At 44.9% G+C, this 25,933-nt stretch carries 25 protein-coding genes; 5 read left to right on the top strand and 20 right to left on the bottom strand.

The features are described 5' to 3' along the window. Positions 1 to 89: 89 nt before the first annotated feature. Entirely contained in the window at positions 90 to 377 is a 288-nt protein-coding gene (locus H8K55_RS20905) for a hypothetical protein (protein ID WP_230408748.1), read from the bottom strand. Positions 378 to 1,009: 632 nt separating this feature from the next. Between H8K55_RS20905 and H8K55_RS20900 the strand changes: the two genes are divergently transcribed. Both H8K55_RS20900 and H8K55_RS20895 read left to right on the top strand, forming a co-directional pair. Then, entirely contained in the window at positions 1,010 to 2,662 is a 1,653-nt protein-coding gene (locus H8K55_RS20900) for a tetratricopeptide repeat protein (RefSeq protein ID WP_186944145.1), read from the top strand. Further along, positions 2,659 to 3,297, top strand: a complete 639-nt coding sequence (locus H8K55_RS20895) for a sensor histidine kinase (RefSeq protein WP_186944144.1) — start codon at positions 2,659 to 2,661, stop codon at positions 3,295 to 3,297. Before H8K55_RS20900 ends, H8K55_RS20895 begins: the two co-directional genes overlap by 4 nt. Positions 3,298 to 3,364: 67 nt before the next feature. Here the strand turns inward: H8K55_RS20895 and H8K55_RS20890 are convergent, their stop codons facing one another. The 13 genes from H8K55_RS20890 to H8K55_RS20830 form a co-directional block, all read right to left on the bottom strand. After that, complete coding sequence (locus H8K55_RS20890) at positions 3,365 to 3,850, bottom strand: GNAT family N-acetyltransferase (protein ID WP_186944141.1); 486 nt, start codon at positions 3,848 to 3,850, stop codon at positions 3,365 to 3,367. Positions 3,851 to 3,937: 87 nt separating this feature from the next. After that, on the bottom strand, positions 3,938 to 4,336 hold the full coding sequence (locus H8K55_RS20885) for a group II truncated hemoglobin (RefSeq protein WP_186944140.1): 399 nt from the start codon (positions 4,334 to 4,336) through the stop codon (positions 3,938 to 3,940). Positions 4,337 to 4,384: 48 nt separating this feature from the next. Then, positions 4,385 to 6,889 carry an ABC transporter permease gene (locus H8K55_RS20880; protein ID WP_230408747.1) on the bottom strand — a complete coding sequence of 835 codons (2,505 nt, stop codon included), beginning with the start codon at positions 6,887 to 6,889 and terminating at the stop codon, positions 4,385 to 4,387. Between the two features lie 181 nt (positions 6,890 to 7,070). Then, positions 7,071 to 8,315 carry a cystathionine gamma-synthase family protein gene (locus tag H8K55_RS20875; RefSeq protein WP_186944138.1) on the bottom strand — a complete coding sequence of 415 codons (1,245 nt, stop codon included), beginning with the start codon at positions 8,313 to 8,315 and terminating at the stop codon, positions 7,071 to 7,073. 320 nt (positions 8,316 to 8,635) lie between these two features. Beyond that, a complete protein-coding gene (locus H8K55_RS20870) occupies positions 8,636 to 10,429 on the bottom strand; it encodes an alpha/beta hydrolase family protein (RefSeq protein ID WP_186944137.1) in 1,794 nt (597 codons plus the stop codon). A 637-nt stretch (positions 10,430 to 11,066) separates the two neighbouring features. Next, positions 11,067 to 12,335: a hypothetical protein gene (locus tag H8K55_RS20865; RefSeq protein WP_186944135.1), complete on the bottom strand. Its 1,269-nt coding sequence runs from the start codon at positions 12,333 to 12,335 to the stop codon at positions 11,067 to 11,069. A gap of 63 nt (positions 12,336 to 12,398) precedes the next feature. Then, on the bottom strand, positions 12,399 to 12,923 hold the full coding sequence (locus H8K55_RS20860; protein WP_186944134.1) for a hypothetical protein: 525 nt from the start codon (positions 12,921 to 12,923) through the stop codon (positions 12,399 to 12,401). A gap of 59 nt (positions 12,924 to 12,982) precedes the next feature. After that, a complete protein-coding gene (locus H8K55_RS20855; RefSeq protein WP_186944132.1) occupies positions 12,983 to 13,570 on the bottom strand; it encodes an RNA polymerase sigma factor in 588 nt (195 codons plus the stop codon). Between the two features lie 580 nt (positions 13,571 to 14,150). Next, the gene (locus H8K55_RS20850; protein ID WP_186944131.1) at positions 14,151 to 15,851 is read right to left on the bottom strand and encodes a M14 family zinc carboxypeptidase; all 1,701 of its coding nucleotides are present in this window, start codon (positions 15,849 to 15,851) and stop codon (positions 14,151 to 14,153) included. Positions 15,852 to 16,013: 162 nt separating this feature from the next. Beyond that, a complete protein-coding gene (locus H8K55_RS20845) occupies positions 16,014 to 17,162 on the bottom strand; it encodes a M28 family peptidase (RefSeq protein ID WP_230408746.1) in 1,149 nt (382 codons plus the stop codon). Positions 17,163 to 17,333: 171 nt separating this feature from the next. Next, the gene (locus H8K55_RS20840) at positions 17,334 to 19,571 is read right to left on the bottom strand and encodes a RelA/SpoT family protein (protein ID WP_186944129.1); all 2,238 of its coding nucleotides are present in this window, start codon (positions 19,569 to 19,571) and stop codon (positions 17,334 to 17,336) included. Positions 19,572 to 19,576: 5 nt separating this feature from the next. Beyond that, on the bottom strand, positions 19,577 to 19,924 hold the full coding sequence (locus H8K55_RS20835; RefSeq protein ID WP_222612567.1) for a RidA family protein: 348 nt from the start codon (positions 19,922 to 19,924) through the stop codon (positions 19,577 to 19,579). Between the two features lie 22 nt (positions 19,925 to 19,946). Beyond that, the gene (locus H8K55_RS20830) at positions 19,947 to 20,810 is read right to left on the bottom strand and encodes an alpha/beta fold hydrolase (RefSeq protein ID WP_186944128.1); all 864 of its coding nucleotides are present in this window, start codon (positions 20,808 to 20,810) and stop codon (positions 19,947 to 19,949) included. Positions 20,811 to 20,927: 117 nt separating this feature from the next. Here H8K55_RS20830 and H8K55_RS20825 point away from each other — a divergent pair, with 117 nt between their 5' ends. Further along, positions 20,928 to 21,722 (top strand): 3-hydroxybutyrate dehydrogenase, encoded by a 795-nt coding sequence (locus tag H8K55_RS20825; RefSeq protein WP_186944126.1) that lies wholly within the window; start codon positions 20,928 to 20,930, stop codon positions 21,720 to 21,722. Positions 21,723 to 21,734: 12 nt separating this feature from the next. Here H8K55_RS20825 and H8K55_RS20820 read toward each other — a convergent pair whose 3' ends face one another. Genes H8K55_RS20820 through H8K55_RS20805 form a run of 4 tightly spaced genes read right to left on the bottom strand, consistent with a single transcriptional unit; the run spans position 21,735 to position 24,205 of the window. Next, positions 21,735 to 22,199, bottom strand: coding sequence for a DoxX family protein (locus H8K55_RS20820; RefSeq protein ID WP_186944124.1), 465 nt, complete (start codon positions 22,197 to 22,199; stop codon positions 21,735 to 21,737). A gap of 48 nt (positions 22,200 to 22,247) precedes the next feature. Beyond that, positions 22,248 to 23,048: an HvfC/BufC N-terminal domain-containing protein gene (locus tag H8K55_RS20815; RefSeq protein WP_186944123.1), complete on the bottom strand. Its 801-nt coding sequence runs from the start codon at positions 23,046 to 23,048 to the stop codon at positions 22,248 to 22,250. Continuing rightward, positions 23,041 to 23,913, bottom strand: coding sequence for an MNIO family bufferin maturase (bufB, locus tag H8K55_RS20810; RefSeq protein WP_230408745.1), 873 nt, complete (start codon positions 23,911 to 23,913; stop codon positions 23,041 to 23,043). Before bufB ends, H8K55_RS20815 begins: the two co-directional genes overlap by 8 nt. A 19-nt stretch (positions 23,914 to 23,932) precedes the next feature. Beyond that, a complete protein-coding gene (locus tag H8K55_RS20805; protein WP_222612566.1) occupies positions 23,933 to 24,205 on the bottom strand; it encodes a BufA1 family periplasmic bufferin-type metallophore in 273 nt (90 codons plus the stop codon). Between the two features lie 226 nt (positions 24,206 to 24,431). Between H8K55_RS20805 and H8K55_RS20800 the strand changes: the two genes are divergently transcribed. Then, a complete protein-coding gene (locus H8K55_RS20800; protein WP_186944121.1) occupies positions 24,432 to 24,650 on the top strand; it encodes an RNA-binding S4 domain-containing protein in 219 nt (72 codons plus the stop codon). A 71-nt stretch (positions 24,651 to 24,721) separates the two neighbouring features. Here the strand turns inward: H8K55_RS20800 and H8K55_RS20795 are convergent, their stop codons facing one another. Continuing rightward, positions 24,722 to 25,159, bottom strand: a complete 438-nt coding sequence (locus H8K55_RS20795) for a hemerythrin domain-containing protein (RefSeq protein WP_186944119.1) — start codon at positions 25,157 to 25,159, stop codon at positions 24,722 to 24,724. Between the two features lie 46 nt (positions 25,160 to 25,205). On the opposite strand from H8K55_RS20795, the gene H8K55_RS22095 reads away from it, so the two are divergent. Beyond that, on the top strand, positions 25,206 to 25,340 hold the full coding sequence (locus H8K55_RS22095; RefSeq protein WP_268978024.1) for a hypothetical protein: 135 nt from the start codon (positions 25,206 to 25,208) through the stop codon (positions 25,338 to 25,340). Positions 25,341 to 25,404: 64 nt separating this feature from the next. Here the strand turns inward: H8K55_RS22095 and H8K55_RS20790 are convergent, their stop codons facing one another. Then, on the bottom strand, positions 25,405 to 25,608 hold the full coding sequence (locus H8K55_RS20790) for a YjfB family protein (protein WP_186944117.1): 204 nt from the start codon (positions 25,606 to 25,608) through the stop codon (positions 25,405 to 25,407). Positions 25,609 to 25,933 lie beyond the last annotated feature (325 nt).

Below are 25,933 nucleotides of genomic sequence, written 5' to 3'. Positions count from 1 at the left end.
CCATTTTTTCTGCAGTAAAATCATCCCTAAGAGTCGCAAGCATGTCGTTCTCCTTAATTTGATTGGTCGAGCTTTTATTTTAAGGTTTGCTATTTGCTTGTCGACTCTTTTTTAATCATAGGATCTATTAGCGCACTAGCGTAGACCAATGCTAGGTAGGAGCCGTAAATAAAATTAGCCGATGCTTGCCCGGTCGGGTCTCCGTTATGAAACTGCGCGACAATGTAGAGCACCAATGCCCAGCGTATTCCATAGAAGGCAAATCGTTCCCAAAACTCCGACATAAACAACATCCAAAGTGGCGCGGGATGCCCCCAAATTTGTTTAAATTCTGGAATAATCACAGCACTATTACTGGCATTGATGTTCTTAGTCATAGGGGAATTAATAGCTAAAGAGGTAAAAATTAGAAAGCGAATTGCAGTACTGAATCAATAGGGAAGCTCATGACTCATGGGGCGAGGTGAACGAAGTTACCTACGATGTCACCAGTTCAAGCATTGGCTTAGAACCGCCAATTTACAATACGCTGTGAAAATTCTTGATGATAAAAAGTAAAATTAGATACAGGCGCTCCTACTCACGTAAGTAGTGAGAATAAATGGGCAGCCTATTACTTTCTAGATGAACTACTGTCAAATGATGACGAAATCAACACAGGAAATAAACATAAAGAATAAACATGGGTTGTGGGAATTTTCCTGCATTTATTTGAGAATATAGAGACAATATTGTCTATCATCGATTCATGAACATAATAGCCAATGAGTCACCAAACTCAGCTCCATATAGAGAGGCAAAGATTTCTCCCCAAAAGCGCACTCGATGTTAAAATATTTCCACATGGAAATTCATTAACCCCACTATAAGCACGAGATGTAGCCAATATAAATTTGATATTGGCGATTATTAATCTAAAATCCATCGTGAACACACACAATTAACAAGGCGATTTTAGGCATACTTCTTCGACAGCGTATCGTTGATTTTTACAGGATCTGTGAAAACTATGGCTATACCAACTTTTAAGCCTGCCCAGGCACCGACTGTTTCGTTTACCGACAAGAAGATTCTGGTGCTAGACGATATGCCAGATATGCGCACAACGATGCGCAATCAGATGCAGGCTTTGGGCATTAGCAATATCAGCCTTGCCAGCACTGTTCGCGAAGCCTTAAATGCGATTCAGCAAAAAACCTTTGATGTCATATTGTGTGACTACTATTTGGGAGGCTCGACTGACGGTCAGCAATTTTTGGAATACTTGCGGACAACGAATGCGATTAGTCGTGCCACCTTGTTTATTATGATTACGGCAGAAACGGGTTTTAATAGTGTTATCACCGCGGCTGAATGTATGCCCGATGATTACTTGTTAAAGCCATTTACGGGTGAAACTCTAAAATTGCGTTTGGAGCGTTTACTTGAGCGTAAAGCCCGGCTCGCTGCAATTGATAAATTGCAGGATCAAGCTGCCTGGCCGGAAATCATTAAAGCTTGTGATGAAATTATTGCGAGCAAAGATAAGTACATTGTTGACGGCATGCGCATCAAAGGCAATGCGCTATTGATGCTGCATCAGACTGATCAAGCGATTGCATTCTATCAAAATGCGCTCAAGATGCGTGATATGCCATGGGCTAAATTAGGTCTGGCGCGCGCTTTAAAGTTTAAAGGTGAAGGCGAACAGGCTGGTCAATTATTAGAAACGATTATTGCCGACAATCCGCGCCTACTCGCTGCTTACGATCTATTGGGAAAAATTCACACCGAATCGGGTGATTCTGAAAAAGCCTTACATGTGCTGGACAATGCCTGCAAAATCGCCCCACATTCGCTTGCTCGCCAACGCTCCATTGCGAATCTCGCTGAAACCACAGGCGATTTTAGCCGGGTCGATAAAGCACTTAGTGTGGTGGTTAAGCAAACCAAGAACTCGCCCTTACGTGATCCAAATGACTATGCAAAACTGACCAATGCCCTGACTGAAACGGGTGAATTGGAACGTGCCGTTGGTATCATTAAGGAAGCAAAAGATCACTTCACTGACACCGCAGAAGTCAAACTCTTGTCCGCATATGAAGCCGTAGCGCAGAGTAAATTAGGAAATAAGGAGTTGGCTCAGAAAGCGTTGGAAATCGCCATGACAGATGATGGCACGATTCCCGCTGAAGCCACTAGCTTAGCCATGGCGAAGGCCTGCTTGGCGCAAAATAAAACAAAAGAAGCGCATGAAATTTTGAAATCGGTAGTACAAAACAATCCCGACTCAAACAAATTACAAGAAGATATTGCACATATTTTTGCCGATCACGGCGGAGCTGACGCAGCCCAACAATTAATCGAGAGTTCAGTCAAAGAAGTGATTAACCTGAATAACGATGCGGTACAAAAAGCCAGAGCCGGTCAATATGCAGAGGCGTCACAAATGTTGACCGAGGCAGCACTACGTTTGCCGAATAATCTGCAGATCTTATCCAATGCCTCCCTATCCATTTTGATGGATATCTTTACGAATGGCTTTAATTTGGAAAAATCAATTCGTGCCAAACAATTTCAAGATGCCGTCTTCAAACAAAATGATCAATATCCTAAACTGGCAGAAATTAACGCCTTTCAAATCAAAATTCAGAGCAAATACAAGCAGGAAATCAGCGCATGAGTGCCACCGATAGCTTCTCTGAAATCGCGGCATTAAGTATTCATGATGTCAAAAACAATCTTGCACAATTAGCCGCTGAAGCTGAAGCACGTGGCGATGTTAAGAGCCAACAGTTGGCATTGCAGGCGTCGGAAACTCTGACTGGTTTACTTTGCTTTTATAGATCAGAAACACATAGTCTGGCTGTACAAATTGAGGCACAAGATCCGCAGGAATTGATTGCAGATTTACTTAGCCACCATCAAGGCAGACTCAATAACCGCGCTGACTTACACATACAAACGCATCTGGAACAAGCGCCGGGTGTGGCGTTTTACGACAAGACTTTGATCCAAATGGTTTTGGCAAATGCGTTGCAGAACGCCTTGCGCTATGCACGCAGCCAGATTGATATTTCTGTCGTACAGGCTGACTACTTAGAAATTTGCGTACAAGATGATGGTGACGGCTACCCTGCTGCGCTACTTGAAAATCACGACCAAGCCAGCGCGGTTTCATCTGAAGGTACGGGCTTGGGCTTGCGTCTCGCCAGAAGTGTCGTGGCGCTGCATACCAACGAAGGACGTTGCGGCGAAATTCGCTTATCTAATCTTAGTCAAAATGGTGGGGCTAAATTTCAATTATTACTGCCTTGACGGATTTTGAGATCGATACCTGCGTCGACATTAACATCGACACCAGCGTAGACACCAGCATCCACGCTCAAAACTTCAGCAACATCCACACTGGGCAGGCATTGTGTCCCGTATTGCCCATAGGTGTTTGAATATACTGAAAGCCCATCTTCTGATACAGTTTTTGCGCTGCAAGCATATTCGGTAAAGTCTCCAGATAGCATTGCGTGTAATTCAGTTCTTTCGCGTCTTCCACGCAGCGCTCTATCAATTGTTGACCCAGTCCCAAGCCACGCGCTTGCGGCAACATATACATTTTTTGCAGCTCACAAACTTCAGCAGGTGCGCCAGGCAACCTACCAAAACCACCTCCTGCCAGTACCACGCCGTCAACTTCTACGACGTAGTAAGCACCTTTATCTTGCTGATAATGCTGGTACATATAATCGAGGGAAGGATCAGCAAATGCAGAACCGACTTTAGGAACTTCCATCTCAGTGAGCACTGCACGAATTAATGCAGCGACTGCGGCGTTATCTGTTTCTCGAATTTCACGGATCAGTACTGAACTCATACAAATAGTTATCTTAAGAATAGTCAAACATGCGAACTAAAAATATTAATTGAAAATATCGATTAAAAATTGTGCCGAGTCGACTACTCAGCCTGGCGTATTACGCATCCAATCGGCGGTCTGATAAAACGAGCTCATCAAATGTTCCTGTAATGGCTCTGCAATACCCACGTCTTGCATAGCCCATGCCATGCAACGCAACCACTGGTCACGCTCAGCAATACCTATTGCATATGGCAAGTGGCGAGCCCGCAATCGTGGGTGGCCGAATTGTTCTATGTATAGATCAGGGCCGCCCATCCAGCCCGATAAAAACCAAAATAATTTATCGCGCGAACTATCATTCGGTTGTGGATGCATTTGATTAATACCGGCAAACTCGGTTTCCAATTGCATCAAATCATAAAAACGGTCAACCATTTCTCTGAGCTTATCAGCACCGCCGATGAGCTGATACAGATTGGATTTTTCTTCTGCTGCTTCCATACTTCTTTACATCCTTACTTCCAAAATTTTCCAAAACAAATAGGTCGATTAACTATTCCGCAAGGACATTAAAGGAGGTTGGCTCAATACATTTCTTAAACCCAACCAGCCACCAATCAGAGCACACGCGGCACCGACTATCACACCAGCACCGATCACAACAGGTGAGAATGTCCAGGCAAACTTAAACGCGAAAGTTGCCATCACCCACCCGATTGCCAATGCGCCGCTCGCAGCCAATGCGCCTGCCAAACTACCGACCAGCACAAATTCTACCCACTGCGCACGCGACAGCTGATTGCGGGTTGCACCCAAAGCACGTAACAAAGCGGCTTCACGCATACGAATATCTTGTGAGCCAGCTAATGCCGCATACAAGACCAAAACGCCTGAGGCTAAAGTGAACATGAATAAGAACTCCACTGCGGTAATCACCTGATCCAGAATATCTTGCAATTGCTTGAGCATTGCGCCGACATCCATCACCGTTAAATTCGGAAACTCTTGTGTAAGTTGATTAGTGAATTGTTTTTTATCATCAGGCACACGGAAGGCCGTAATAAAAGTTTGCGGCATGTTTTGCATCGCTTTGGGATTAATCACTACAAAGAAATTCACACGCATAGAACCCCAATCTAGTTTGCGCAAACTGGTTACTTTTGCTGATACCTTTTGTCCAGCGATATCAAACAGCATGTGATCACCCAATTGAACTTTGAGCGTTTTCGCCAAGCCTTCTTCAATGGAAGCTTCAGGTTCACTCGCAGTCGCATCGTCATACCAATTACCGGCAACGATTTTATTCAAAGCAGGTAATTCCTTCATCGTCGAAAGATTAAATTCACGCTCAACTAAGGCATTCGCGCGTTCGTCTTTATAGCTACTCGGCTTTAGGACTTGATCATTAATCTGAATTAAGCGTCCGCGTATCATCGGGTAAATTTGTGGCTGTGCGAAGCTTTCCAAACGTCTGGCAATTTCAGCTTTTTGGTCAGGCTGGATATTAATCACAAAATGATTTGGCGCATCAGCAGGCGTTGATTGCTTCCATGCAGCGATCAAATCACTACGCACCACCGTCAATAACAACAGTGCCATGAGGCCTAAAGAGAGAGAGACGATCTGCACCACGGTTGCACCGGGACGACGCTGCAGTGCCGTGATCGCGAAACGCCATGCCGCAAAATCAAAGCTAGTGCGCATCCGCTTCAAAACAAAAATACTCAACCAAGCGATCAAAGAGAAAAGTAGTAAGCCAACAATAAAACCTGCGGCCACCAACAAACCCACTTTAACATCGCCAGTTTGCCACAGGAGTAAGGCAACAAAAATTCCCAAGCCGAATGCATAAGTCAGCAGCGTCATCGCTTTCGGTGCTTCTTGTTCACGTCGTATCACTTGATTATGCGGTACATTGCGCAGTTGCAAAATCGGGGGCATTGCAAATCCGACCAGCAGTAAAATCCCTATCGCCAAGCCTTGCCAAGCAGGTAGAAAACTCGCTGCTGGTAAATCATTCGCCACCAATTTACCCAGCCATTCCAGCAAAACAAAATGGCTAAAAAATCCGAGTGCAACGCCGGCCAAACTGCCGATGATGCCGAGTATTAAAAACTCTAATAAATACATACTGGTCACTTGATTTTGCGTCAAACCCAGGCAACGCAACATCGCGCAGGCATCGATATGGCGCAACATAAAACGGCGTGCTGCCATCGCTACGGCAATCGCAGCCAACATCGCGGACAGCATACTGACCATGGAGAGAAATTGTTCAGCGCGATCTAAAGTCGTGCGCATTTGCTCATTGCCATTGTCTATCGTTTCAATCCGCACGCCCTTCAATTCTTGGGTGCTGATTTGGTTTTCCATCTCAGCTTTAAATTTTTCAACTGCTTTTTTATCCCCGGCTAACAACAAACGATAGGTGACGCGTGAGCCATCTTGGACTAGCTTAGTCGCCGCCAGATCTTGCTCTGCAATCATGACGCGCGGTGAAAATCCCAAAAAACCTGAGCCACGATCAGGTTCTGCCGCAATACTTTCAGTGACAGTAAATTGCTGTTCACCCAAATTAATCTTGCTACCAATCTTGATCTTTAAGCTACCGAGCAAAGCCGGATCGACCCAAGCCGTACCGGGACTAGGAATAGCTGAAGTCGGCACTTCCTTGCCATCGCGCTGCAACTTCAAACTGCCGCGCAAGGGATAGCCCTGCGTGACCGCTTTCAAAGTTACCAGCTTCGCCATCACAGCGTCATCTTCACCTGCCAGCGCCATACTAGGGAACACGGCCGTTTCAGCGGTTTGCAAATCCATTTTTGCGGCAAGCTGTTTCCACTCCGGTGCGATACTTTTGGTCGAGACGACCAATAAATCGGCACCCAAAACCTGATGCGCATCTCGGTTTAAACCATTGCGCATACGATCAACAAAAAAGCCGACCGAGGACAAAGACGCAACCGCAACCATCAAGGCAACCAACAAGAAGCGCAACTCACCTGCTCGCCAGTCGCGCAGCATCATACGAATTGCTAAAGGCAGAATAGACATAGATTTCCTTAATAGGATGGTTGGCTTCTGGTGTTATTTCAGACTGAAGGTCTAATACTTTTTTAGGACTTACGCAAAACAGACGCTAGCGTCGTTGCGTTCGCCTCGCCGTACAAGTGTACTGTCTTCGGCTCCGCGCCTAGCCAGCGCAATTTTGCGTAAGCCCTATAATTAACAGTGCTTAATATTGATTCAGTGCGTTTGCAAAATCTTGCAGCAAATCCTCGCTATCTTCTATGCCCACAGAAACCCGGATCAGCGAATCGACGATACCCATTTCAGCGCGGCGTTCAGGTCCCATTTCAAAGAAGATAGTGTGCGCTACCGGAATAACCAGCGTGCGAGTATCACCCAGATGGGTAGCATTGATCGCCAAAGCTAAATGATTCAGAAAATCGAAACAATCTATTTCGGGTTGGAGTTCAAAACTCAGCAAAGCCCCATACGCACGGAATAAATCACTCGCCAATCCATGCTGCGGATGAGATTCCAAACCGGGGTAATGCACCACTGCTACGCGCTTATCTGCTTCCAGCAAACGTGCCAATGCCAAGGCATTCGCGCTTTCTCTGTCCATGCGCAGGGCCAAAGTCTCTGCGCCCACCGCAATCTGATGCGCAGCTTCTGGCGATAATGAAGCACCAAAATCGCGCAAGGCTTTTGCGCGCAATTGCGCCATGCCTTGTTGTGTACCCGCTAATTTACGGAAATTCACCGCGATATGGGGGTAAGTCGCCCAATCAAACAAGCCAGTATCAGTAATCGCGCCACCTAAAACATTACCATGCCCCGCAATCGACTTGGTCAAAGAATTAATGACCAAGCCCGCGCCTACCGCCTTCGCGCGGAATAAATAAGGCGACGTCATCGTGTTATCGACCACGTATAAGATGCCGCGTTGCTGGCACAGCTCACCGATGCGCTTCAGATCCGCGATCTGCGTACGCGGATTAGCGATGGTTTCAACAAACACCATCCGTGTCGCTGGCGTGATCGCAGCTTCAATTTCAGCCACGTCAGTAGCATCGACTAAGGACAATTGTATGCCCTGCTCAGCACAGGTTTGCCACACGCTATTCGTATTCCCAAATAAAAAGCGTGAAGAAATAATGTGATCACCCTGGCGCAACAAACCTTGGAACACCGCACCTATCGCCGCCATACCCGTTGCGAAACACAGGCTAGCACTCCCGTCTTCCATCTTGGTAATCTTATCTTCCAGCGCGGACACCGTAGGATTACCTTGACGACCATAACGATAGCCAGACTTTTTCCCCTGAAATACATCCGCCAGTTCACGTGCATTTTTGTAGCCGTAAGTGACTGAAGTATGGATGGGTTTATGAGGAGAACCGTGCTCTATTTCTTTTTGACGGTCATTGTGCAAAATTGTTGTGGTGAAGCCGTAGGATTTGGATGTGCTCATAGGGATAATCTGCTGCCAAAAATCAATCAAACTAAGAGTTTAACCCAGATTGTGCAGTACACCATTACAGCACCTACAAATTTGAGAATTTGGCTAAATCGATATCCTTTCCCCAGAATTTCTAGTCTTTAAAAATCTAGCCCTAAAAAAAAGCGAATTGACCAATCGATCAATTCGCTTTGCTTGGCACATTACCCAATATTTCTACCAAAAGCATTTAGTGAAATCGAATCCGGGCTTATGATTTTATGGACACGATTTAATGTCTGCATTACGGCATCGGTATTCAAAACAGTACAAAAAATTTGAACAAGATTTCATTACTTACCAATATGTTTTTTCAAAAATGCCTCTAACTGAATATACAAATCTTTCCGTCTTTGTGCATCATAAAAGCCGTGACCTTCATCATCTTCAAAGGTCCATTGCGGAGGATTTCCAGCTTCGATTAGTGCCTTGCGCATGCGTTTCGCATGTTCTGGAGGTGTAACCTCGTCTTTGCCACCATGTATTAACCAAACTGGAACCTTGATTTTTTCTGCATTTTTTGAAGGGGAAAATTTCGCCAACTGCTCTTTGTCACGCCCCACTACTCGTTCAAAATAGGCTGCAGTAGATTTTCTTGATTTGGTTCTTTCCTCTTCAAAAATATACTCGAGATCATAGACACCCGCATAACCGATGGCACATTTGAACATATCTGGTTCACGCAATGGCAGCATGAGTGCAGAATAAGCACCAAAACTTGCTCCAAAAGTACAAATACGCTTCGCATCAACTAAACCTTGCGAAATCACCGATTTCACACCATCAACTATATCGTCTTGAATCTTACCTCCCCATTCACGATGACCTTTTTCCACAAAACTATCTCCTCGCCCGCTTGAACCACGATAATTTACTTGTAGAACGGCATATCCACGGCTAGCCAAGAATTGTGCATCAATATCAAAAAACCAATCATCTCTGACGCCGTGCGGCCCTCCATGTGGAAGCACTACCATCGGCAATTTCTGACTTACCGTATCTGAATTTTTCGGAATAGTAATAAAACCAAAAATATTCATGCCGTCGCGCGCCTTAAACTGTATCGGCCGGCGCTCGGCCATTTGCGTTGGATCAATTTCCTCTAAAGTACTAAACAAGAGGTCGGCAGTCCCTAATTTTTTATCAAACAAATAGTAGGATCCTGGATCTCTGTCACTTGCAACACCAAAGAGTAACTTTTCACCGTCATCGGTAAAATCGATAAAACTTACAACGGAGCCCGGAAACTGCGCACTCAATAGTTTGTGTAATTGCGTATAGGAAGACTGTTCGTCCAAATACTTAATTGACGGAATACCCCTCATGGTCTTTACGCCAAATGGCTGATAAGGTTTACCTGTCCACATGATATTAAGCTGCTCGAAGGGATCACTGGCTAGCACTTTCCTGCTACCTGTTTTTAAGGACTCTTCATAAAAAATAGAAGGCTCTCCTTTTTCGCTTCTAAATACATAAAAACTCTGATCATCAGGAGTAAACGCGACAGGAAAATATCGACGACCTACCACGCTCTCAGGCAACAAATTCCAATTACCAGTGCTCTCATCGCGGCGATAAATCGTCATGTTATTGCTATCGTCGTATCCTGAAGCGAAGCGGGGAAATCCATTATTTTGCAAATGAAAATCCAAATTTTTATATGGTAGAGAAGTAATTAACCTTCGACTTGCTGTAATCGTATCGACTTCCAGTAGTGACGTAGAATTGACCTTCCACAAGTAGGTACCAAGAAAAATATTTGTATTTTTTTCTGGCGACTCACTTTCTACCGAACCATAACCATAGTCATCGCCATAGCGATCTCCTTTGGTTGATGACCGGAAATTATCGTATCCATACAAATATCGAAATTGTTTTCCATCGAGATCGACTGCAACCACTTCTCCGGTCGCAATTGGAATTTCACGCAAACCCAACTCCAAACCTTTTGTGATTACCAATCGCGTATTTGAAATCCATCGAAAGGTCAAAGGAAATTCGAACTTCGGTAAAGTCATCGTACTAACATGATTCAGTTCTGGAAGCGTATAGATAGTCAAGGTAGGAACCATACGGCCATTGCGCATCATGCGCACCTTAATCGCTATGTGGCGGCCATCCGGAGATAAACGAGGACTACTATATCGATCCTGAATGACGAAACTATCGACAGGGATCACCGTTGACTGCGCATAAATTGGGCTTACTACACCAAAGACGAATAGACCTAACAGCATTAAATGACGAAAGAACATAGACAACCTTTCTAGGTAGAAACTACTTTTCTTAATTCAATGACGAATCAATATAAAAATGAAAATAAGACACTTATCATCATATCATATTGACAATTTAACTCAAAGTGATTGATTTCCTAAATTAGTTCTTCTAGGTACACAAACTGAAGAAATAGATTTTTATCGTAATTTAATTTATGCAAATAGAAAAGTCATGCGTTTAAAAGATCTTAAACGTCATCTCTATACGGAAGTACCGTCGAGCAATCGCGAAAGCTTTTTTGGAATTGAATGTGTGCATGAACACAATTATTGATCACGCATTGATGTAGTACAGAATTGAATTCACAATAGAATCGCCGACAAAAAATTCCTTGCGATTGGCGGTATTCATACCGAGATCGAACATCTATAGCAACAGAGAAGAATACTTTTTGACAAATCGTTAAAGAAGCGTACGAGCGTACGCTTCCATGCTGAAGAAACACTATTTCTTTTCTACCTTCACTTCTTTTTCAATTTTGTCAGATTTTTCAGCTTTATCTGACTTTTCGCGCCAATCCAATTTAAGATTATTGCCGAGATCTTTGCTTAAATCTCTGAGCTTGTAATCGCTTGGAATACTAAACATCGTTGCAGCGACGTCTTCTCGTTTGAGGTTATTCAAGCGATAGATACGGTCCCCTGTGCGTGGGTCACTGTGTTTGGAATAGACAGTGATTTGCAATTCAGGCGAAGTCCAGGTTTCATCCGAAACGATAATCGGATTTGAATTTCCGATTTCTCCCGCTGGAATCTCATAGCTGACTAACTTGCCTTCTGCTTTTACGCCATCAATTTCTTTACTACCCAATACTTTGGTCTGACGCTTACTCGCCCATTTAACATCACCAAACATGCGCGCAATTCCAGGATCTAACATCGCACCTTGCATCGCGTTCTGCACCGCGCCGTTCACATTCAATTCGATGTTACGAGCTATTTCTGGTCCACGCACCTCAACTGTCACAGTTTTGCCTTGATCAGAAGTGCTCGACTTACTTTCTGTCACTTTACCATCCACCGATTTTTCCATGCGTCGCACGATGACATGGCGTTCACCATTTTTTTCATCACCGGCAACCATCTTCAGTTCTATCATGTCTTTGCCATCTTTGCCTTTAGAAATGTTCTCTGTCACGATGTTCAGAGGCAGTTTTTCACCGTCTTTACTTGAAAAATGAAAGCGCGACATGATCACCGTTGCTGTCTTGGTTTTAGGATTCAAAATTACACGACGATCGGCTTGATCTTGAATAATGATTTCGCGCACTTCTCCTTTTTTGTCGCGAATTTCTTCACGAGTACGTCCCTGCGCATCTCTGTACGAATAAGTACTCACCTTATTTGAAATCAAATTGCCGTCCGCCAGCTTCTGCTGTGTTTCGCTGATCACTTCTGCGCTGTAAGGAGCATTCTTGACGTTTTTCTCAGCCAATCTGATTATTTGTGGACCATTCATCAAAGTGCCCATGCCCGCCATTTCGCCCCCCATGGGTGATCGGTTAATGATCACTTCACGTTTGACTTCCATCTTGCTGTCATCGTTTTTGGCCTTGGCCTTTTCTGATGACTGCGTATCACTGTCGAGGTTGGTCGTTTCCAGCACAAAGATTTTCTCGGACTTCACTTCAGTCGCTTGCGTTGCATACGCAGGCAATGTCGCGACCACTACTGACAGCAATGACAGCAGCAAGCTATTTTTTAATTTCAACATTGATTTCTCCTTCATTTTTTCTGTAAACACCATTCAATTGATCTAAAGATTAATAGCTTGTCGCTATTCACTTGGGATAAAACGCAAAGCCAGATACTCGTCATGTTCGCCAACCAACATTTCAGCGGTTGAATATTCTCCCGCTGCCTGAGGGCTCACCGGCACGCCCAACGAAGCCAACATGGTGTGCGGAATTTGTGCCTGCACGATGCGCATATTGTCTTGCTTGAGTATGGTTTCGCCACTCTCTAGAGCGACAAATGGAATATCTTCATAGACGTCGCCATCGGCTTGCACACGTGCTGACGGATGTAAGGCACTAGCTAACTCTGCGACACCATGCACGGAATTCATGGCCGGCAGTTTCACAAATACCAGAGTGACTAACAAAGCCATCGCCATCACCCCGCTCCATTGCCAAGGCTCTGCAAATAATTTGCGCCACCAAGGCACAGGCGGATGTTGCTGTGCAAATGCCTTTAGCAAATTTGCCTCTATACCTGTTGGTGCGCGCAAGTTCATCAGCTCTTGCTTCAAGGCCGTAAAACCTGGTTTTAGTCGTGCATCGATTTCTTCTACGTCTAACATTTTATTTCTCTCTTGACGACGATCATTGATCCGTCATTAATGAATAACTCAGGAACAAATTAGGCAGCAACACTTCTATAAACTTGCAAACGCTCAGCCAAGGCCAAACGGGCCCGCGATAATCGCGATCTCACGGTGCCAACATTAATCTGACAGATATCAGCAATATCTAAATAAGACAGCTCCTGCAATTCATACAAAATCAAAACATCACGATAATGCGGTGCCAGATTGGCGATTGCGATTCTTAACTCTTCAGCCATCTGGTTATGTAGCAGCCTATCCAAAGGATTCATCTCTTCACTTGTTAATTCGACTGGTTCTTGTTCCTCATCATTTGCTTCATCATCGACAAAATTCATAAATCGATGTCGACTGATGGCATCAAATTTCATCGCCAGATTGCGGGCGACACCAAATAAGAAGGACAATAAATTTCCCTTTAAAGCATCGTAATAAAATTGCCCGCTGATCAAACCCATAAACACATCTTGCACAACATCCGCTGCCGACGAAGCCGAACCGCAACGCAACATGGCGTAGCGATACAAGGCCGGATGATGGCGGCGATACAAAGTCGCAAAGGCATTCTGATCGCCATTGCGCATCTGTCGTATTAATTCAATATCCGGTGTCAAATCGCCCATGCGCTATGCCGAAATGTTAGTAGAGAGTGAGGATTATTTGCTTCATATTGCTATTCCAACTCAAGCAAGAAAAAGTTCCAACTATTTTTTTGAATACGGTGTCGAGCAGTATCCGTGATTAGTTGGTATGGCCTCCATGCAGTCGAACTCAAAGCTTTAAAGTATGCACAATGAATGGAAACAAGAAAAAGTGAGGCTGGCGTTTGAAGCAAACCTTTCATGCTGCTTGGAATATAGATGAAACTCAGCGCAACCTTGTAAAAATTTGCAAAGACACGTGTGGTTTATGAAAATTTATGGAGGGGGAAGGAAATGCAAGGCACAAATGCCGAGATGTTCAAACTGTTAGACCATCATCGAAACCAATCAAGTGTGTGATTCACAGACATCAATCGACTGCAATCAAGACCGAATGTATGGCTGCAATCGACTCCGTCTGTTTTATTTGACAATGCCCTTGCAAATGGGTGGCGTCCATGTATACGCCATGCGTATCGTGTATTGGTTTTGTGCAGACAGCTATCCTTGCTCAGACATTGGTGCGCATGGCGCACCCTTAATGGCAATCATCCATCAATTTCTATTCTTGCACTCGCTCAGGCTTACCAGCAACACTCTCAGCAGTATGATTCGCTGCAGCACTACCGACAGCTAAAATCGGCTGACGTGGTGGCTCGCCCCACATCCCTTTGCCACGTGCATAGTAGGCGTGTAAATAACCCCAGTACACAAGTCCGTCACCACTACGAGGATCGAGCAGATAAAATCCTAAACGCCCCAAAGGTTGATTTAAAGGCACGTAGAGTGCTTTATCCAATGTCTCTTTGGTCCAGGTGTAGCCAGCACGTTTCTCCGGCGCTTGTTCTTTCCATTGGCCTTTAATTTGTGCTGTAAAAATCCCCTGGAACGTGTCTTTCGCGATATTGCGTTCGGTTTCGTGGAAATACATTAGAGCCTGATCTTTTGGTCGCGCCGATCCCGGCAACACTTTCAGACCATGCGCCTCCAAAATCGGACGTAATTTTTCGGCATAAGCCGGATCAACCAAGTAGCCTTGTGGCACACGAATTTCATCCACCGCTTTAAAGGCGACAAAGGCGGGCAAATCCATTTTAGAACGTGATTTCTCACCAATGATTTGACCATGGGCATCTTTAATAGGATCAACCACGTCAAAAGTATAAGTCTCAGCCCAAGTCATTTCAGTCCGCAGAGGCAGGCGCGCGTCATTATTTTTCCACTGATCTGCCCAACGTGCTTTTGCCGCAATTTGCTCGCGTTTGACTTGATCTTTGTTCGCCGCCAGCCAGCGCAATAATTCCACCACATACAAGCGATTATCTTCTACACGCTCTTTAAAACTACGATAGACATAGCTCTCAACCAAGACACCTAAAGCGTATTGTAATGTCGGATAATTACTGACTAAGTTGGGTGTAGAAAATGCCGATTCCCAACCATCAATTTGCTTATCTTTGTTATAGCGGAAATTACCGTAATCGTAAGTTGGCATGCCGCGCGGCAGCATAGTCGCACGCACATCAGTCAACATTTTACGATTGAGTCCTTGTAGTGGCGCATCGCCGCCAGTCGCCCATGCCGGTTCATATGTGATATGAAATCCGTGGTAACTGCCATTGGTGGTATGCAAATCAAAGACTGCCGCAGGTTGAAAGTCTTGGTACATCGCCAGCATCCAACGTGTATTTGCCGCAGCCGCTTTCATCATGTCGCGATTCAGATCTATTCCAAATGCATTTTCACGTGGCCCTACCCCACTCGCAGGATTTGGTTGATGACGACGATTTGCCGGATCTTGAGCATCAGCACCGTCGGCGTTATAAGTTGGCAGCGTCACGATTTCTATCGCTTGACGAATTTCTGGATACTTACCTTGCACCAACTCGCGCAGAATAATTTGCATCGCATCTTTACCTTCCACTTCGCCCGCATGAATACCCGCATTGATATACACGCGCAATGGATCTTTACCGGTCGAGGCTAGACGCCAAGCATTGAGAGGCTGTCCGGTTTCTGTACTGCGCGGGGCAGTTTTTGGATAATACGAAGTTAATAACTTATCTTTTTTTTGCAATGCCGCCATGAACTGCGCTACATCGGCGACCGTGCTGGTGGTTTGATAGTTATTTTGTTCAAAACGTGCTTGCGGCCAATGGCTGTCTTTGGATTTTTCTCCCGCTTGCACAGGTGAAATACCAGCAAGCGAGTTACAAGCAAGCAATACGCCAAAAGCGATTAACGAGGCTTTCATAGTTTTCATTTTTGTTCTTTTAGATTGATGTAAGACCAAGGTTGATTAATGAGTGAGGACTAGGGTTTGTACCAGGAAACCCACTCGCATAAAAAAACGACCTGAGCAATCATTCACTCAGGTCGTTTTCGATCAATAATTCCAGCAACAGTTCCGCAACTTAGTTGAAACTTACTTGCCAGCGTTACGTTGCTTCCAAGCTTCGACATATTTTGCAGCCTTAGGATTTTTCTCATCCCATTTTGGCGCATCCTTGCTGTTCGCAATTTGCTCTATCGCTACTGCCACCGCACGATTGACTTTCGCCATATTGTCGTAGTCGATTTTATTCGCTTCATCACCTAAACCATGATAATCAGGGAAAGCGTAGGCAACACTGATGGTGTGCGCTGGAACACCTTGGTCGGCAATCGCTTGATTATCACTGCGTCCAAAATAATCATCGCTATTTTTCGCGTGTTTCCAGACTTTGATGCCTGTCTTATCGCCAGCTTGTTTGATGATCGCGCCAACATCAGAAAAATCAAATCCAGTTACCGCGACAGAAGCAACTTGCGGACCTTCTGAGTCATCAGTACGGCCTACTTGTTCGATATTGATACCAGCAACAGTCTTCTCTATAGGGAAAACAGGATTTTTTCCGTAATAACGTGAACCGACTAAACCGCGTTCTTCGCCAAAGAAAGTCATAAAAACGATACTACGCTTTGGACGCACTTTCATTTCAGCGAATGCTTTAGCCAGTTCAATCACAGACACGGTACCGCTCGCGTCATCGTTGGCGCCATTAAATATCTTGTCGCCTTCTGCATTTGGTTTCATGCCTATATGATCATAGTGTGCGGTCACCAAAATATAGGAATCTTTCAACACAGGATCAGAACCACGTAAAACACCGATAACATTACGCACAATCACCGGTGGTTGCGGCTCAGTATCAGCAGCTGGCGCGGGTGTACCTGGGCGACGTGGCAAATCCCTTTTCAACACATTCCAATCTGCTGTTTGAAAGTAAGAATCATTGACTGCTGGCTCCAAGCCTATTACGCGAAATTGTGCCGCGATATATTCGGCAGCCAAATCCAAACCGCGAGACGGCGTCGCACGGCCTTCCAATAAATCAGATGCCAGGAAATTTAAATGGCCGCGCATAGAATCAGCGGAGATACGTTCCAGAGTTGCCTGCATAGGCGCAGAAACGGTTGACGCCTGTTTAGTTGCGTTTGCATTGCTCGTTTGAGCAAACACACTAGCGGACACGGCACATTGAGAAATTAATGCAATTGAACCAAACACTTTAATTACTTTGGTTGTACTCATTGAGTTCATCACGCTTATCATTTTTTTATTCATCTTTTCCACTCATATTTACATTATGGACAGCGCTATTCACTGATATGGGTCAGTTTTATCCACGCCATTTAAAAACACCAAAACCAATCAGAGCAGTTAACAGCGAATAAGTTCCCCGCTAGGGCTCTTGACCACTGATTAGGCTCTTCTTACTTCCTGCACGCCACTAACATCACGTATCACCGTCAAAGCTTTTTGCAATTGACTAGTGCCATTAATTTCCGCAGTGAAAGACATTTTTGCCTGCCCCTTAGAACTCTGGGTATTAACGCCAACAACATTAATTTTTTCACGCGAAAATACTTCAGAAATGTCCCGCAACAAACCTTGCCTATCTTGCGCCAAAACAAAAATATCTACTGGATATACGGTGTCTCTACCGCCGTCACCCCAAGTCGTTTGTATCACACGCTCAGGCGCTTTATTTCGCATCTCAGAAAAATTTTTACAACTCAAACGATGAATCGACACACCTTTCCCGCGCGTGACAAAGCCAACGATGTCGTCTGGTGGTGCCGGTTTGCAACAACGTGCTAGCTGTGTCATCAAACCATCAGTACCAACCACTAGCACACCCGATTTTGCACCGTGGATCACACTAGAAGCACGAATCTTATTCGAGATCACAAATTCCGGCGCTTCTTCTGGCTCTGGATCATCACGCAAAGCGGTCTCAACCTGGCGCAAACTAAATTCTTCTTTACCGACCGCCAAAAACAAATCATCCAAACTAGCAAAGCTCAACTTACGTGCCAGCTCTTCCAAATTGACCGAAGTTTTACCTTCGCGCTGCAAAGTTTTTTCTATCATGCCGCGACCAGTCGACAGCGTAATTTCTTGATCAATCGCATTAAACCAAGCGCGGATCTTACTACGAGTGCGCGTACCGACAGTGTATTCTGGCGTCAACCAATCACGTGAAGGGCCCGTTTGAATCGAGCCAATTTTCAGCGTAATGATTTCAACTGTCTGACCATTTTTCAATTTAGTATTGAGCGGCACCATCACGCCATCGACGCGCGCACCACGGCAACGATGACCGACATCGGTATGCAATTGGTAGGCAAAATCAACCGGCGTTGCACCGGTAGGCAATTCGATCACACGAGCTTGGGGTGTCAACACATAGATGCGATCGTCTAGCGTTGCGGCTTTGACTTTTTCTACCCATTCTCGCTGCAATTGTTCTTGATCTACCACCACATCGGAGACTTCATTTTTCCATGCCAACAACTGCCGCAACCAAGCGATTTTTTCGTCATACTCATGTGCAGAAAAATTCGAACCACCAGTTTCTTTATAACGCCAGTGTGCTGCTACCCCAAATTCAGAAAACTGATGCATTTCTTTGGTGCGAATTTGTACTTCCAGAGGACGTCCATCATCAACAATCACAACGGTATGAAGTGACTTGTAACCGTTGGGTTTAGGGCGTGAAATGTAGTCGTCAAACTCTTTGGGGATAGGAGTCCATAAATTATTCAAAATACCAAGCACGGTATAACAATCTTTAATGTCATCAACGATCACGCGAAAAGCGCGCACATCGTAAAGTTCATCAAAATCAACCTTCTTGCCCTTCATCTTTTTCCAGATGCTGTAAATGTGTTTTGGGCGACCACTGACTTCTGCTTTGACACCGACTAGAGTCAACTCATGCTCTAATCGTGCAATCGCAGAAACGACGAAGCTTTCGCGCTCTACGCGCTTTTCTTCCAGCATTTTGGCGATGCGTTTATATTGGTCTGGCTCTAAAAATCGAAAGGATAAATCTTCCAATTCCCATTTCAATTGCCATACACCAAGACGATTCGCTAGCGGTGCGTAGAGATCCATGGTTTCGCTAGCGTATTGTTGAACCGCACCATCATCACGCTTACATTCAGCAAAATAGCGTAGTGAAGTAACTCTGGATGCCAAGCGCACCAAGACCACCCGCATATCATTCGCCATCGCCAGCACCATCTTACGCAAGACTTCCATCTGCGATGCAGTCCGCTCGGCTTCATCTTTGCCACGCCCGACATCGTGCTGGGTCAAGGTTGCTTCGCGCAAACGCATCAGGCGTCGGACACCAGCAACTAAATCTGCGATTTCTCTGCCAAATTTTGCTTCAATTTTTTCCGCTGCCAGAGGGTTGATTTCTGACAACTCAAACAGCAATCCCGCGATTCTGGTATCAACATCCGTCTTTAGCATCGCCAAGGTCGAGGCAACACCAATCGCAAACTGCAAAGCATTTTGCTCGGTGACGATATTTCTGTCTTCAAAAAATGGCGTGACAAATTCCAATGCTTGCGTAATACGTACAGCATCAGCAATCGACAGACCTTCAACTAATTGTGATTCAGAAAGAGAAGCGGAAAGCGAGACCATATCAATTATTTTTTCTGTGCAGCAGTAACGACGATTTCAACCAACCATTCGGGATTTGCTAAAGCTGCCTGCACGGTTGCGCGTGGCGGTGCATTGCCGGGTGCAACCCACGCGTCCCAGGCTTCATTCATTCCAGCCATGTTCGCCATATCTGCAATAAAAATCTGGCACATTAATATGCGCGATTTATCACTACCCGCTTCTTCTAACAAGCGATCAATTTGCGCCAAGACATTATTAGTTTGCCCTACGATGTCCTGACTCGTATCTTCTGGGACTTGTCCTGCGAGATAGACAGTTTGATTGAAAATAGCAAACTCAGATAAACGAGGCCCTACGTGAAAACGTTGCATAGTAATCCAACTCCAAAATAAGTTAGTTCAGTAAAAAATCTTTTGCAATGGCAATTTGATCTGCATGCACAAATGTTGGTGCATGCCCTACTCCCGCAATTTCCACCAGTCTTGCACGTGGCCCGCGCACTTGCATTTGCTGCGCAGTTTCTACGCTGAGCAAATCAGATTCGCTGCCACGCACTAACAGAGTTTCACAGCTCATCGCATCATACGCAGCCCACAACATTTTTTCGGCAAAAGCAGCTGTTTCCAGAGTAGTCGCCTTCACTGGAACCGCCAGATTCAAATCATAATGACGTACCCACTTGCCGTCGCCATTTTGCTTCAACACATCACGCGCGAGCTTGTCCCATTGTGCCTCGCTATGCGGGCCAAAAGAGGCGGATACTTCGCGAATAAATTGTGCACCTTGTGCAAACGTGTCGAAACGAACATCTTGGCTAATGAGTTCACCGATCCGCTTTAAACCATCGAAATTTAAGCTGGGGCCGACATCATTCAGAATTAATTTGCGCACCGGGTTTTGCTTCATTGATGCGAGTATCAAACCGATCAAGCCGCCCATCGATGTTCCAAACCAATCGACTGTCTGGGCATCGAGCCGTGCTAACAACGTGACCATATCACTCACGTATTGGGGGATTTGATATAGCTGTGGATTTGGCAAGAAATCAGATTGCCCACGACCAACCACATCAGGGCAAATAACGCGATATTCATCCTGTAAGGCTTGTGCCAAGGCATCAAAATCATCTGCCACGCGAGTCACACCATGCACACAAATTAAGACCTTAGAATTTTGCGGATCGCCCCATTCTTTATACGACATACGATGAAGGCCGGCAGGAGAGATACACTGTACAGATTGGCGGGTCGCTGTCATAGCAAAATTCTTTGTTGGTTTAAGAGAGTAAGCTGTCATTTTACCGAGGGTTTGGCATAAAATCCCTTCGATACCTTTTTTTCTCTCACTATTTTTGATTTTTCTATAGGAAACCGCATGCAAACTCGATCACTTGTTGGAAAAACCGCCCTAGTCACGGGTTCTACTTCAGGCATAGGTTTGGGAATTGCCCGTTCACTTGCCGCAGAAGGCGCGAATATTTGTTTGAATGGTTTTGGTGATGTGCAAGAAATCGCCCAATTGCGTGCCGCGATAGAACAGGATTTCCAAGTCAAAACGAGCTACTCAAATGCGGATATGACACAAGCCAGTCAAATCACCGAGATGATGGAGCAAGCCCAGGCAGAATTTGGTGGAGTGGATATTCTGGTTAATAACGCTGGCATTCAACATGTAGCGGCGATTGAAGATTTCCCGGTCGAAAAATGGGATGCAATTATTGCGATTAATCTAACTTCCGCTTTCCACACTACACGTTTAGCATTACCTTCTATGCGTGCCAAGAATTGGGGACGAATTATCAATGTCGCCTCAGTGCATGGTTTGGTCGCTTCTGCACAAAAATCTGCTTATGTCGCAGCCAAACACGGCCTGGTTGGATTCACCAAAACGACAGCCTTGGAAACCGCAGACAGTGCGATCACTTGCAATGCGATTTGCCCAGGCTTTGTCTTGACGCCGCTTGTGCAAAAACAAGTCGATGCCCGCGCTGAACGCGATAACATCAGCAATGAAGAAGCGAAAAAATCTTTACTCTCTGAGAAGCAGCCATCAGGAGAATTTGTCACACCAGAGCAGTTAGGTGCGTTAGCCGTATTTTTCTGTAGCGATGCTGCGACACAAATCCGCGGCGTTGCGTGGAATATGGATGGTGGTTGGGTTGCACAATAAGGAAACTCATCATTAATTTTTGGCGAGCCTCGTCAGCCAGTAGTCCAAGCTGATGCGGCCAGCGCCAAAAACTACGCTTACACAAAGCAAGATACCCCAATAAAAGTGATCATTTAATGCTGCTGGACAATCAAGATTCCAGAGTATTGGATAAGACACCACCGCCATAATATTGACTAGTAATAAGCCCAAAGCAGACAAGCGAGAAAACAAGCCGGCGATCAACAAGGCTCCAAATATCAATTCGCCAGCTGTTCCAGCAAATGCAGCAAACTCGGGAGATAAAAGTGGAACTTGGTATTCATCTCTGAACAATTCTATGGTTGCAGTCCAATCACCTAATTTAGCAATCGCAGATTTCAGAAATTGCCAAGACATGAAGACGCGTAGACCCAAGGCGAACACGTCGGAACAGTATTTTTGTAAAAAGCCGTCAACGTGACCGCTGATTTGATGTATGCGTAAAAATGATTTCATAGGTTTCGAAATTCGTAGAAGTTGAGTTACTTAGTCGCCTTAAGGCGCTTAATCCTTACAACGAAATTCAATAAAAATACCGCGTTGAAACCAATGTTGCAGTGCGGTCGCGATGTCGAACTCAAAATCAATCTCAGAACCAAGCTCCAAAGCCCGCTCCAATGCCATGCCAAGACTGCTGCCTGCACGCAAGGCCTGTAGCGCAATATATTCAGCTTGACTTAGCTGCGTCAACTCCACCCGCCAATCTTTTCGACTAACCAAGGCATAGCTAGTAGTATTGAGCGGGATATCGAGCGCTTGTACTTGTTCACCTCGGTGCGCAAGGCAAATCTGAACAGCAGCAAAATCTGCCTGAACTAAAGCAACCGCTGGATGAAATTCGAAGGCATATTGTGCGGCATTCTCACCCGCGGTCGATAGAAAATTCATCAGATCAAGCGCATCGAAATCCGCGGAATAATAGGCAAGATGTTGCTGCCACTCTAGCGCAGCAACCGCTGAAAAATAGGGGAACTCACTGACACTCGCTTCATCTTGCAAAAACTTCGCAAAGTCTTGACCAAAAACATTTAAATCACCAGACTGCGAGGGAAATCGATGTCCATACAAAATCGACAGTTGTTCGAAAAAGGCATCGCCCACTAATCGACATATGACCGGGTAGGCGTTTCTTAGCGCGTTGATCCACACCGCGTGTAAGTTGCCACGATAAATGCGTAGTCGCTCCGCGTTGATCGCAAAGTCGCCAGCAAACATTGCGTTTGGAATAATTTGATCACGATTCAGCAGTAGATCCGCCACCGTTTCTTGAATAGCTTGTAAAGATAGTGAGGATTCTTTATTCATGATGCAAGCGCACTTCTTGGCGAATGATTTCAAGCTTGTGTGCTTCACCAAGCAAAACTGATAAGTCAGGAACATTAGTATCCCACTCTATCAATGTAGGTATTTCGGCACTGATGGTGCTGCAGAGTGTGCGATATAAATCCCATACTGCGGCATCGACACAACTGCCATGATCATCAATGACACAGAGTTCTGACTTGGTGTGTCCCGCCAAATGAATTTCACCAATGATATTCTTAGGTAGGCGCGAAAACGCAGCGATCGCTTGAGAGGCATCTTCTTGATGATTGCATTGATTGACGTAGAGATTATTTATATCCAATAAAATCCCACAGCCAGTTTTCTGACTCAATGCGATTAAGAATTCCGCTTCTGACATTGCGTCATCGGCAAATCGCAGATAGGTTGAAACGTTTTCAATCAAGACTTGTCGTTGCAAATAATTTTGCAGAAAATCGACGCGTTCGCTCACCAGATTCAAAGCTTGCTGCGACAAAGTCAGTGGTAACAAATCGTTCATATGACGATTCGTAATGCTGCCCCAGCATAAATGTTCAGATACTAAAGCTGGTTGAACTCTATCCACCAGGCGCTTAAGTTTTTGCAAGTGCTGCTCTTGTAAGGCAGTCGCCGAGCCCAAACCCATTCCAACCCCATGTAAGCTCATGGGATAGCGCTGGACTAACTGATCCAATACATGCAAATCAAATCCACCATCACCGAAGTAATTTTCTGAATGCACCTCTAGCCAGTCAATAGCAACCGTGTCATGCAAAAAATGATGATAATGCGGAGTTCGCAAACCTATGCCATTGCCGTTGAGCGTGTGCATAGGATTGCGAGCATTTTGGCTAGTTGAATTCAAAGAAGCCAAATTCAACAACTTAGGCGCTCGGTGGCGTTAATTTCCCACCCATTTTTTCGCAAGAGCCTGAAGGCACTTTCTTCCATTCATTTGGATCCATATCTTTCTTGCCTTGACCTGCACAAGAGTGGCTACCGTTTTTTGTTGCACAATCATTTGCGCCAGCCTTAGCTACACCAAAACATTTTTCCGTTTTTACAGGTGTATCCATTTTTTTGGCATCTTGTGCCAACACGTTTGCCGAACCAACCAAACCCGCCAAGGCCATTGCAATCATCGCTTTATTACTCATTTGTTTCTCCTAAGATTAAAATTTCAATTCAAATTAAGTTTGCACTACACGTCTAATCAAAGACGTTTCTAAAAACTACAATTGGTAGTCGGAGCAATTACAAGAACCTTACAGATCATATAAAAAATTTTCTGTTTTTTGATTCTGCCTCGTTTTGCGCAGCGAGTAAAGAACTGAAAATGGTGTATCCTGCCATTTTTATTGGCTGAATTTGGATTGGGTAATCATGCAAGAAATTTCATTCACCGTGGATGGCGAATATGTGGAGTTAAATCAACTTCTTAAATTGGTTGGTTTGTGTGATAGCGGCGGCGCTGGCAAAGTCATCGTTGCCAGTGGTGATGTGACGGTGGATGGTCAACAGGAGTTGCGCAAGACCGCCAAAATCAGGCCAGGGCAAAAAGTGCGCTTAGGGGATATTCGCATCAGTGTTTTAGCGCCCTAGAGTATTTGAGTATAGATGAACCAAACAAAGAGCCGAGATAGATTCAGTAATTTCGGCTCTTCTTATTTGTATCAGGCGAGCGCAGCACTCGGTTGATCTTTTTCTTTACCGGCAAGTTGATTATTAATCAAAAACTGCGCCAACATATTGTCCATCGTATCGACATGATGTTCAAACCACAACGGCAACTCTTCAGCCAAACTCTGCCCTAAGTCACGCTCACCTTCCACATAACGTCGACGAACCTCTTGCATTACTTGCAAAACTGCATCATGTTCACCCTGATGACATCCCGCTGGCGGAAACTCGAAATCGCGCATCCAGGTATTTTCTTGTTCAAAATGCTCTATCGAATGGGCTATCAAAGCATCAAGACGAGTCAAGTAAGGGGAATGTTCTTCGGGTAATGAGAGCGCCGCACAGAGCTCGACAAATTCTTGATGGGTTTCATCCATTAATTCATGTTTTAGGCTCAAACGATCAGACCAAGCCCACTGTTGCGTTGACATAATTTCCCTCTTTTTAACGGCTGGCTCACACTGAGTGGACAGCAAAATGATTAAGGCAGCATTATTGCCTATTGTGAGGATTCGCGCTGAGCATTTAGCGCCGCTAACTGATCATGCTCAAATCGACAAAGATGGCATCAAAGACGATGAGCGAGTCGTCAATCGAGCATTCATTTATTAATCGCAAGAGCTGCACAAACAAAAACAGCGCTAAAAGCGCTGTTGAATGGTGTATGTAGAATTTATTAAGCTGTCGTATTGATATTACGACCAAGATTGGCGGGCAGATTAGGTACGTTAGCACTTGAATTCGGAATCGCCTCTATCAAGGAGGTCGCGCTTTCCTTGCTAACATCTAGCGCTTTCTTCAATACCGCAATACTGACCTCTTGACTCACGCCAACATCAGCCATTGTTGTTGATAACCTTGCTACACTCGAAACGTCCATGACAATACTCCTTATCTACACTTCTGATAACGGCTCGAAGTTAAGGATACTTTAGGTTTTTACGAAAATAATTTTGTGGGCTTAAATCAATCTTATCTAAATCATTTCAAATTAATACTTAATTGATATTTTTAGATTTAGGTGAAATTGCGCTGATTGGAGGCTCATCGCGTTCGGTGCGCCGTGTGCACCATGCTTCGGTGCGCACGGCGCACCCTTGTATTATGAATGAAGAGTCGGTATTTTCACGGACTCGATGTTTTAACAGTTTTTGATAGGCATATCAGAAACGAGCAACTGGATGCCGTGCGCACCCTTTGGTTAA

Source organism: Affinundibacterium flavidum (assembly GCF_014284175.1).
Taxonomy (GTDB): Bacteria; Pseudomonadota; Gammaproteobacteria; order Burkholderiales; family Burkholderiaceae_D; genus Undibacterium; species Undibacterium flavidum.
This window is presented reverse-complemented; position numbering and strand designations above follow the sequence as displayed.

Bases quoted from the DNA above. Each gene is read 5' to 3' on its own strand.
- H8K55_RS20820 (WP_186944124.1), bottom strand. From the start codon at position 22,199: ATGAAATCATTTTTACGCATACATCAAATCAGCGGTCACGTTGACGGC.
- H8K55_RS20875 (WP_186944138.1), bottom strand. From the start codon at position 8,315: ATGAGCACATCCAAATCCTACGGCTTCACCACAACAATTTTGCACAAT.
- H8K55_RS20890 (WP_186944141.1), bottom strand. From the start codon at position 3,850: ATGAGTTCAGTACTGATCCGTGAAATTCGAGAAACAGATAACGCCGCA.
- H8K55_RS20840 (WP_186944129.1), bottom strand. From the start codon at position 19,571: ATGGTCTCGCTTTCCGCTTCTCTTTCTGAATCACAATTAGTTGAAGGT.
- H8K55_RS20825 (WP_186944126.1), top strand. From the start codon at position 20,928: ATGCAAACTCGATCACTTGTTGGAAAAACCGCCCTAGTCACGGGTTCT.
- H8K55_RS20850 (WP_186944131.1), bottom strand. From the start codon at position 15,851: ATGAAAACTATGAAAGCCTCGTTAATCGCTTTTGGCGTATTGCTTGCT.
- H8K55_RS20830 (WP_186944128.1), bottom strand. From the start codon at position 20,810: ATGACAGCGACCCGCCAATCTGTACAGTGTATCTCTCCTGCCGGCCTT.
- H8K55_RS20880 (WP_230408747.1), bottom strand. From the start codon at position 6,889: ATGTCTATTCTGCCTTTAGCAATTCGTATGATGCTGCGCGACTGGCGA.
- H8K55_RS20845 (WP_230408746.1), bottom strand. From the start codon at position 17,162: ATGAGTACAACCAAAGTAATTAAAGTGTTTGGTTCAATTGCATTAATT.
- H8K55_RS20865 (WP_186944135.1), bottom strand. From the start codon at position 12,335: ATGTTGAAATTAAAAAATAGCTTGCTGCTGTCATTGCTGTCAGTAGTG.
- H8K55_RS20900 (WP_186944145.1), top strand. From the start codon at position 1,010: ATGGCTATACCAACTTTTAAGCCTGCCCAGGCACCGACTGTTTCGTTT.
- H8K55_RS20790 (WP_186944117.1), bottom strand. From the start codon at position 25,608: ATGGACGTTTCGAGTGTAGCAAGGTTATCAACAACAATGGCTGATGTT.
- H8K55_RS20905 (WP_230408748.1), bottom strand. From the start codon at position 377: ATGACTAAGAACATCAATGCCAGTAATAGTGCTGTGATTATTCCAGAA.
- H8K55_RS20870 (WP_186944137.1), bottom strand. From the start codon at position 10,429: ATGCGCAATGGCCGTATGGTTCCTACCTTGACTATCTATACGCTTCCA.
- H8K55_RS20885 (WP_186944140.1), bottom strand. From the start codon at position 4,336: ATGGAAGCAGCAGAAGAAAAATCCAATCTGTATCAGCTCATCGGCGGT.
- H8K55_RS20855 (WP_186944132.1), bottom strand. From the start codon at position 13,570: ATGGGCGATTTGACACCGGATATTGAATTAATACGACAGATGCGCAAT.
- H8K55_RS20835 (WP_222612567.1), bottom strand. From the start codon at position 19,924: ATGCAACGTTTTCACGTAGGGCCTCGTTTATCTGAGTTTGCTATTTTC.
- H8K55_RS20860 (WP_186944134.1), bottom strand. From the start codon at position 12,923: ATGTTAGACGTAGAAGAAATCGATGCACGACTAAAACCAGGTTTTACG.
- H8K55_RS20895 (WP_186944144.1), top strand. From the start codon at position 2,659: ATGAGTGCCACCGATAGCTTCTCTGAAATCGCGGCATTAAGTATTCAT.
- H8K55_RS20805 (WP_222612566.1), bottom strand. From the start codon at position 24,205: ATGAGTAATAAAGCGATGATTGCAATGGCCTTGGCGGGTTTGGTTGGT.
- H8K55_RS20800 (WP_186944121.1), top strand. From the start codon at position 24,432: ATGCAAGAAATTTCATTCACCGTGGATGGCGAATATGTGGAGTTAAAT.
- H8K55_RS20795 (WP_186944119.1), bottom strand. From the start codon at position 25,159: ATGTCAACGCAACAGTGGGCTTGGTCTGATCGTTTGAGCCTAAAACAT.
- H8K55_RS20815 (WP_186944123.1), bottom strand. From the start codon at position 23,048: ATGAATAAAGAATCCTCACTATCTTTACAAGCTATTCAAGAAACGGTG.
- H8K55_RS22095 (WP_268978024.1), top strand. From the start codon at position 25,206: ATGATTAAGGCAGCATTATTGCCTATTGTGAGGATTCGCGCTGAGCAT.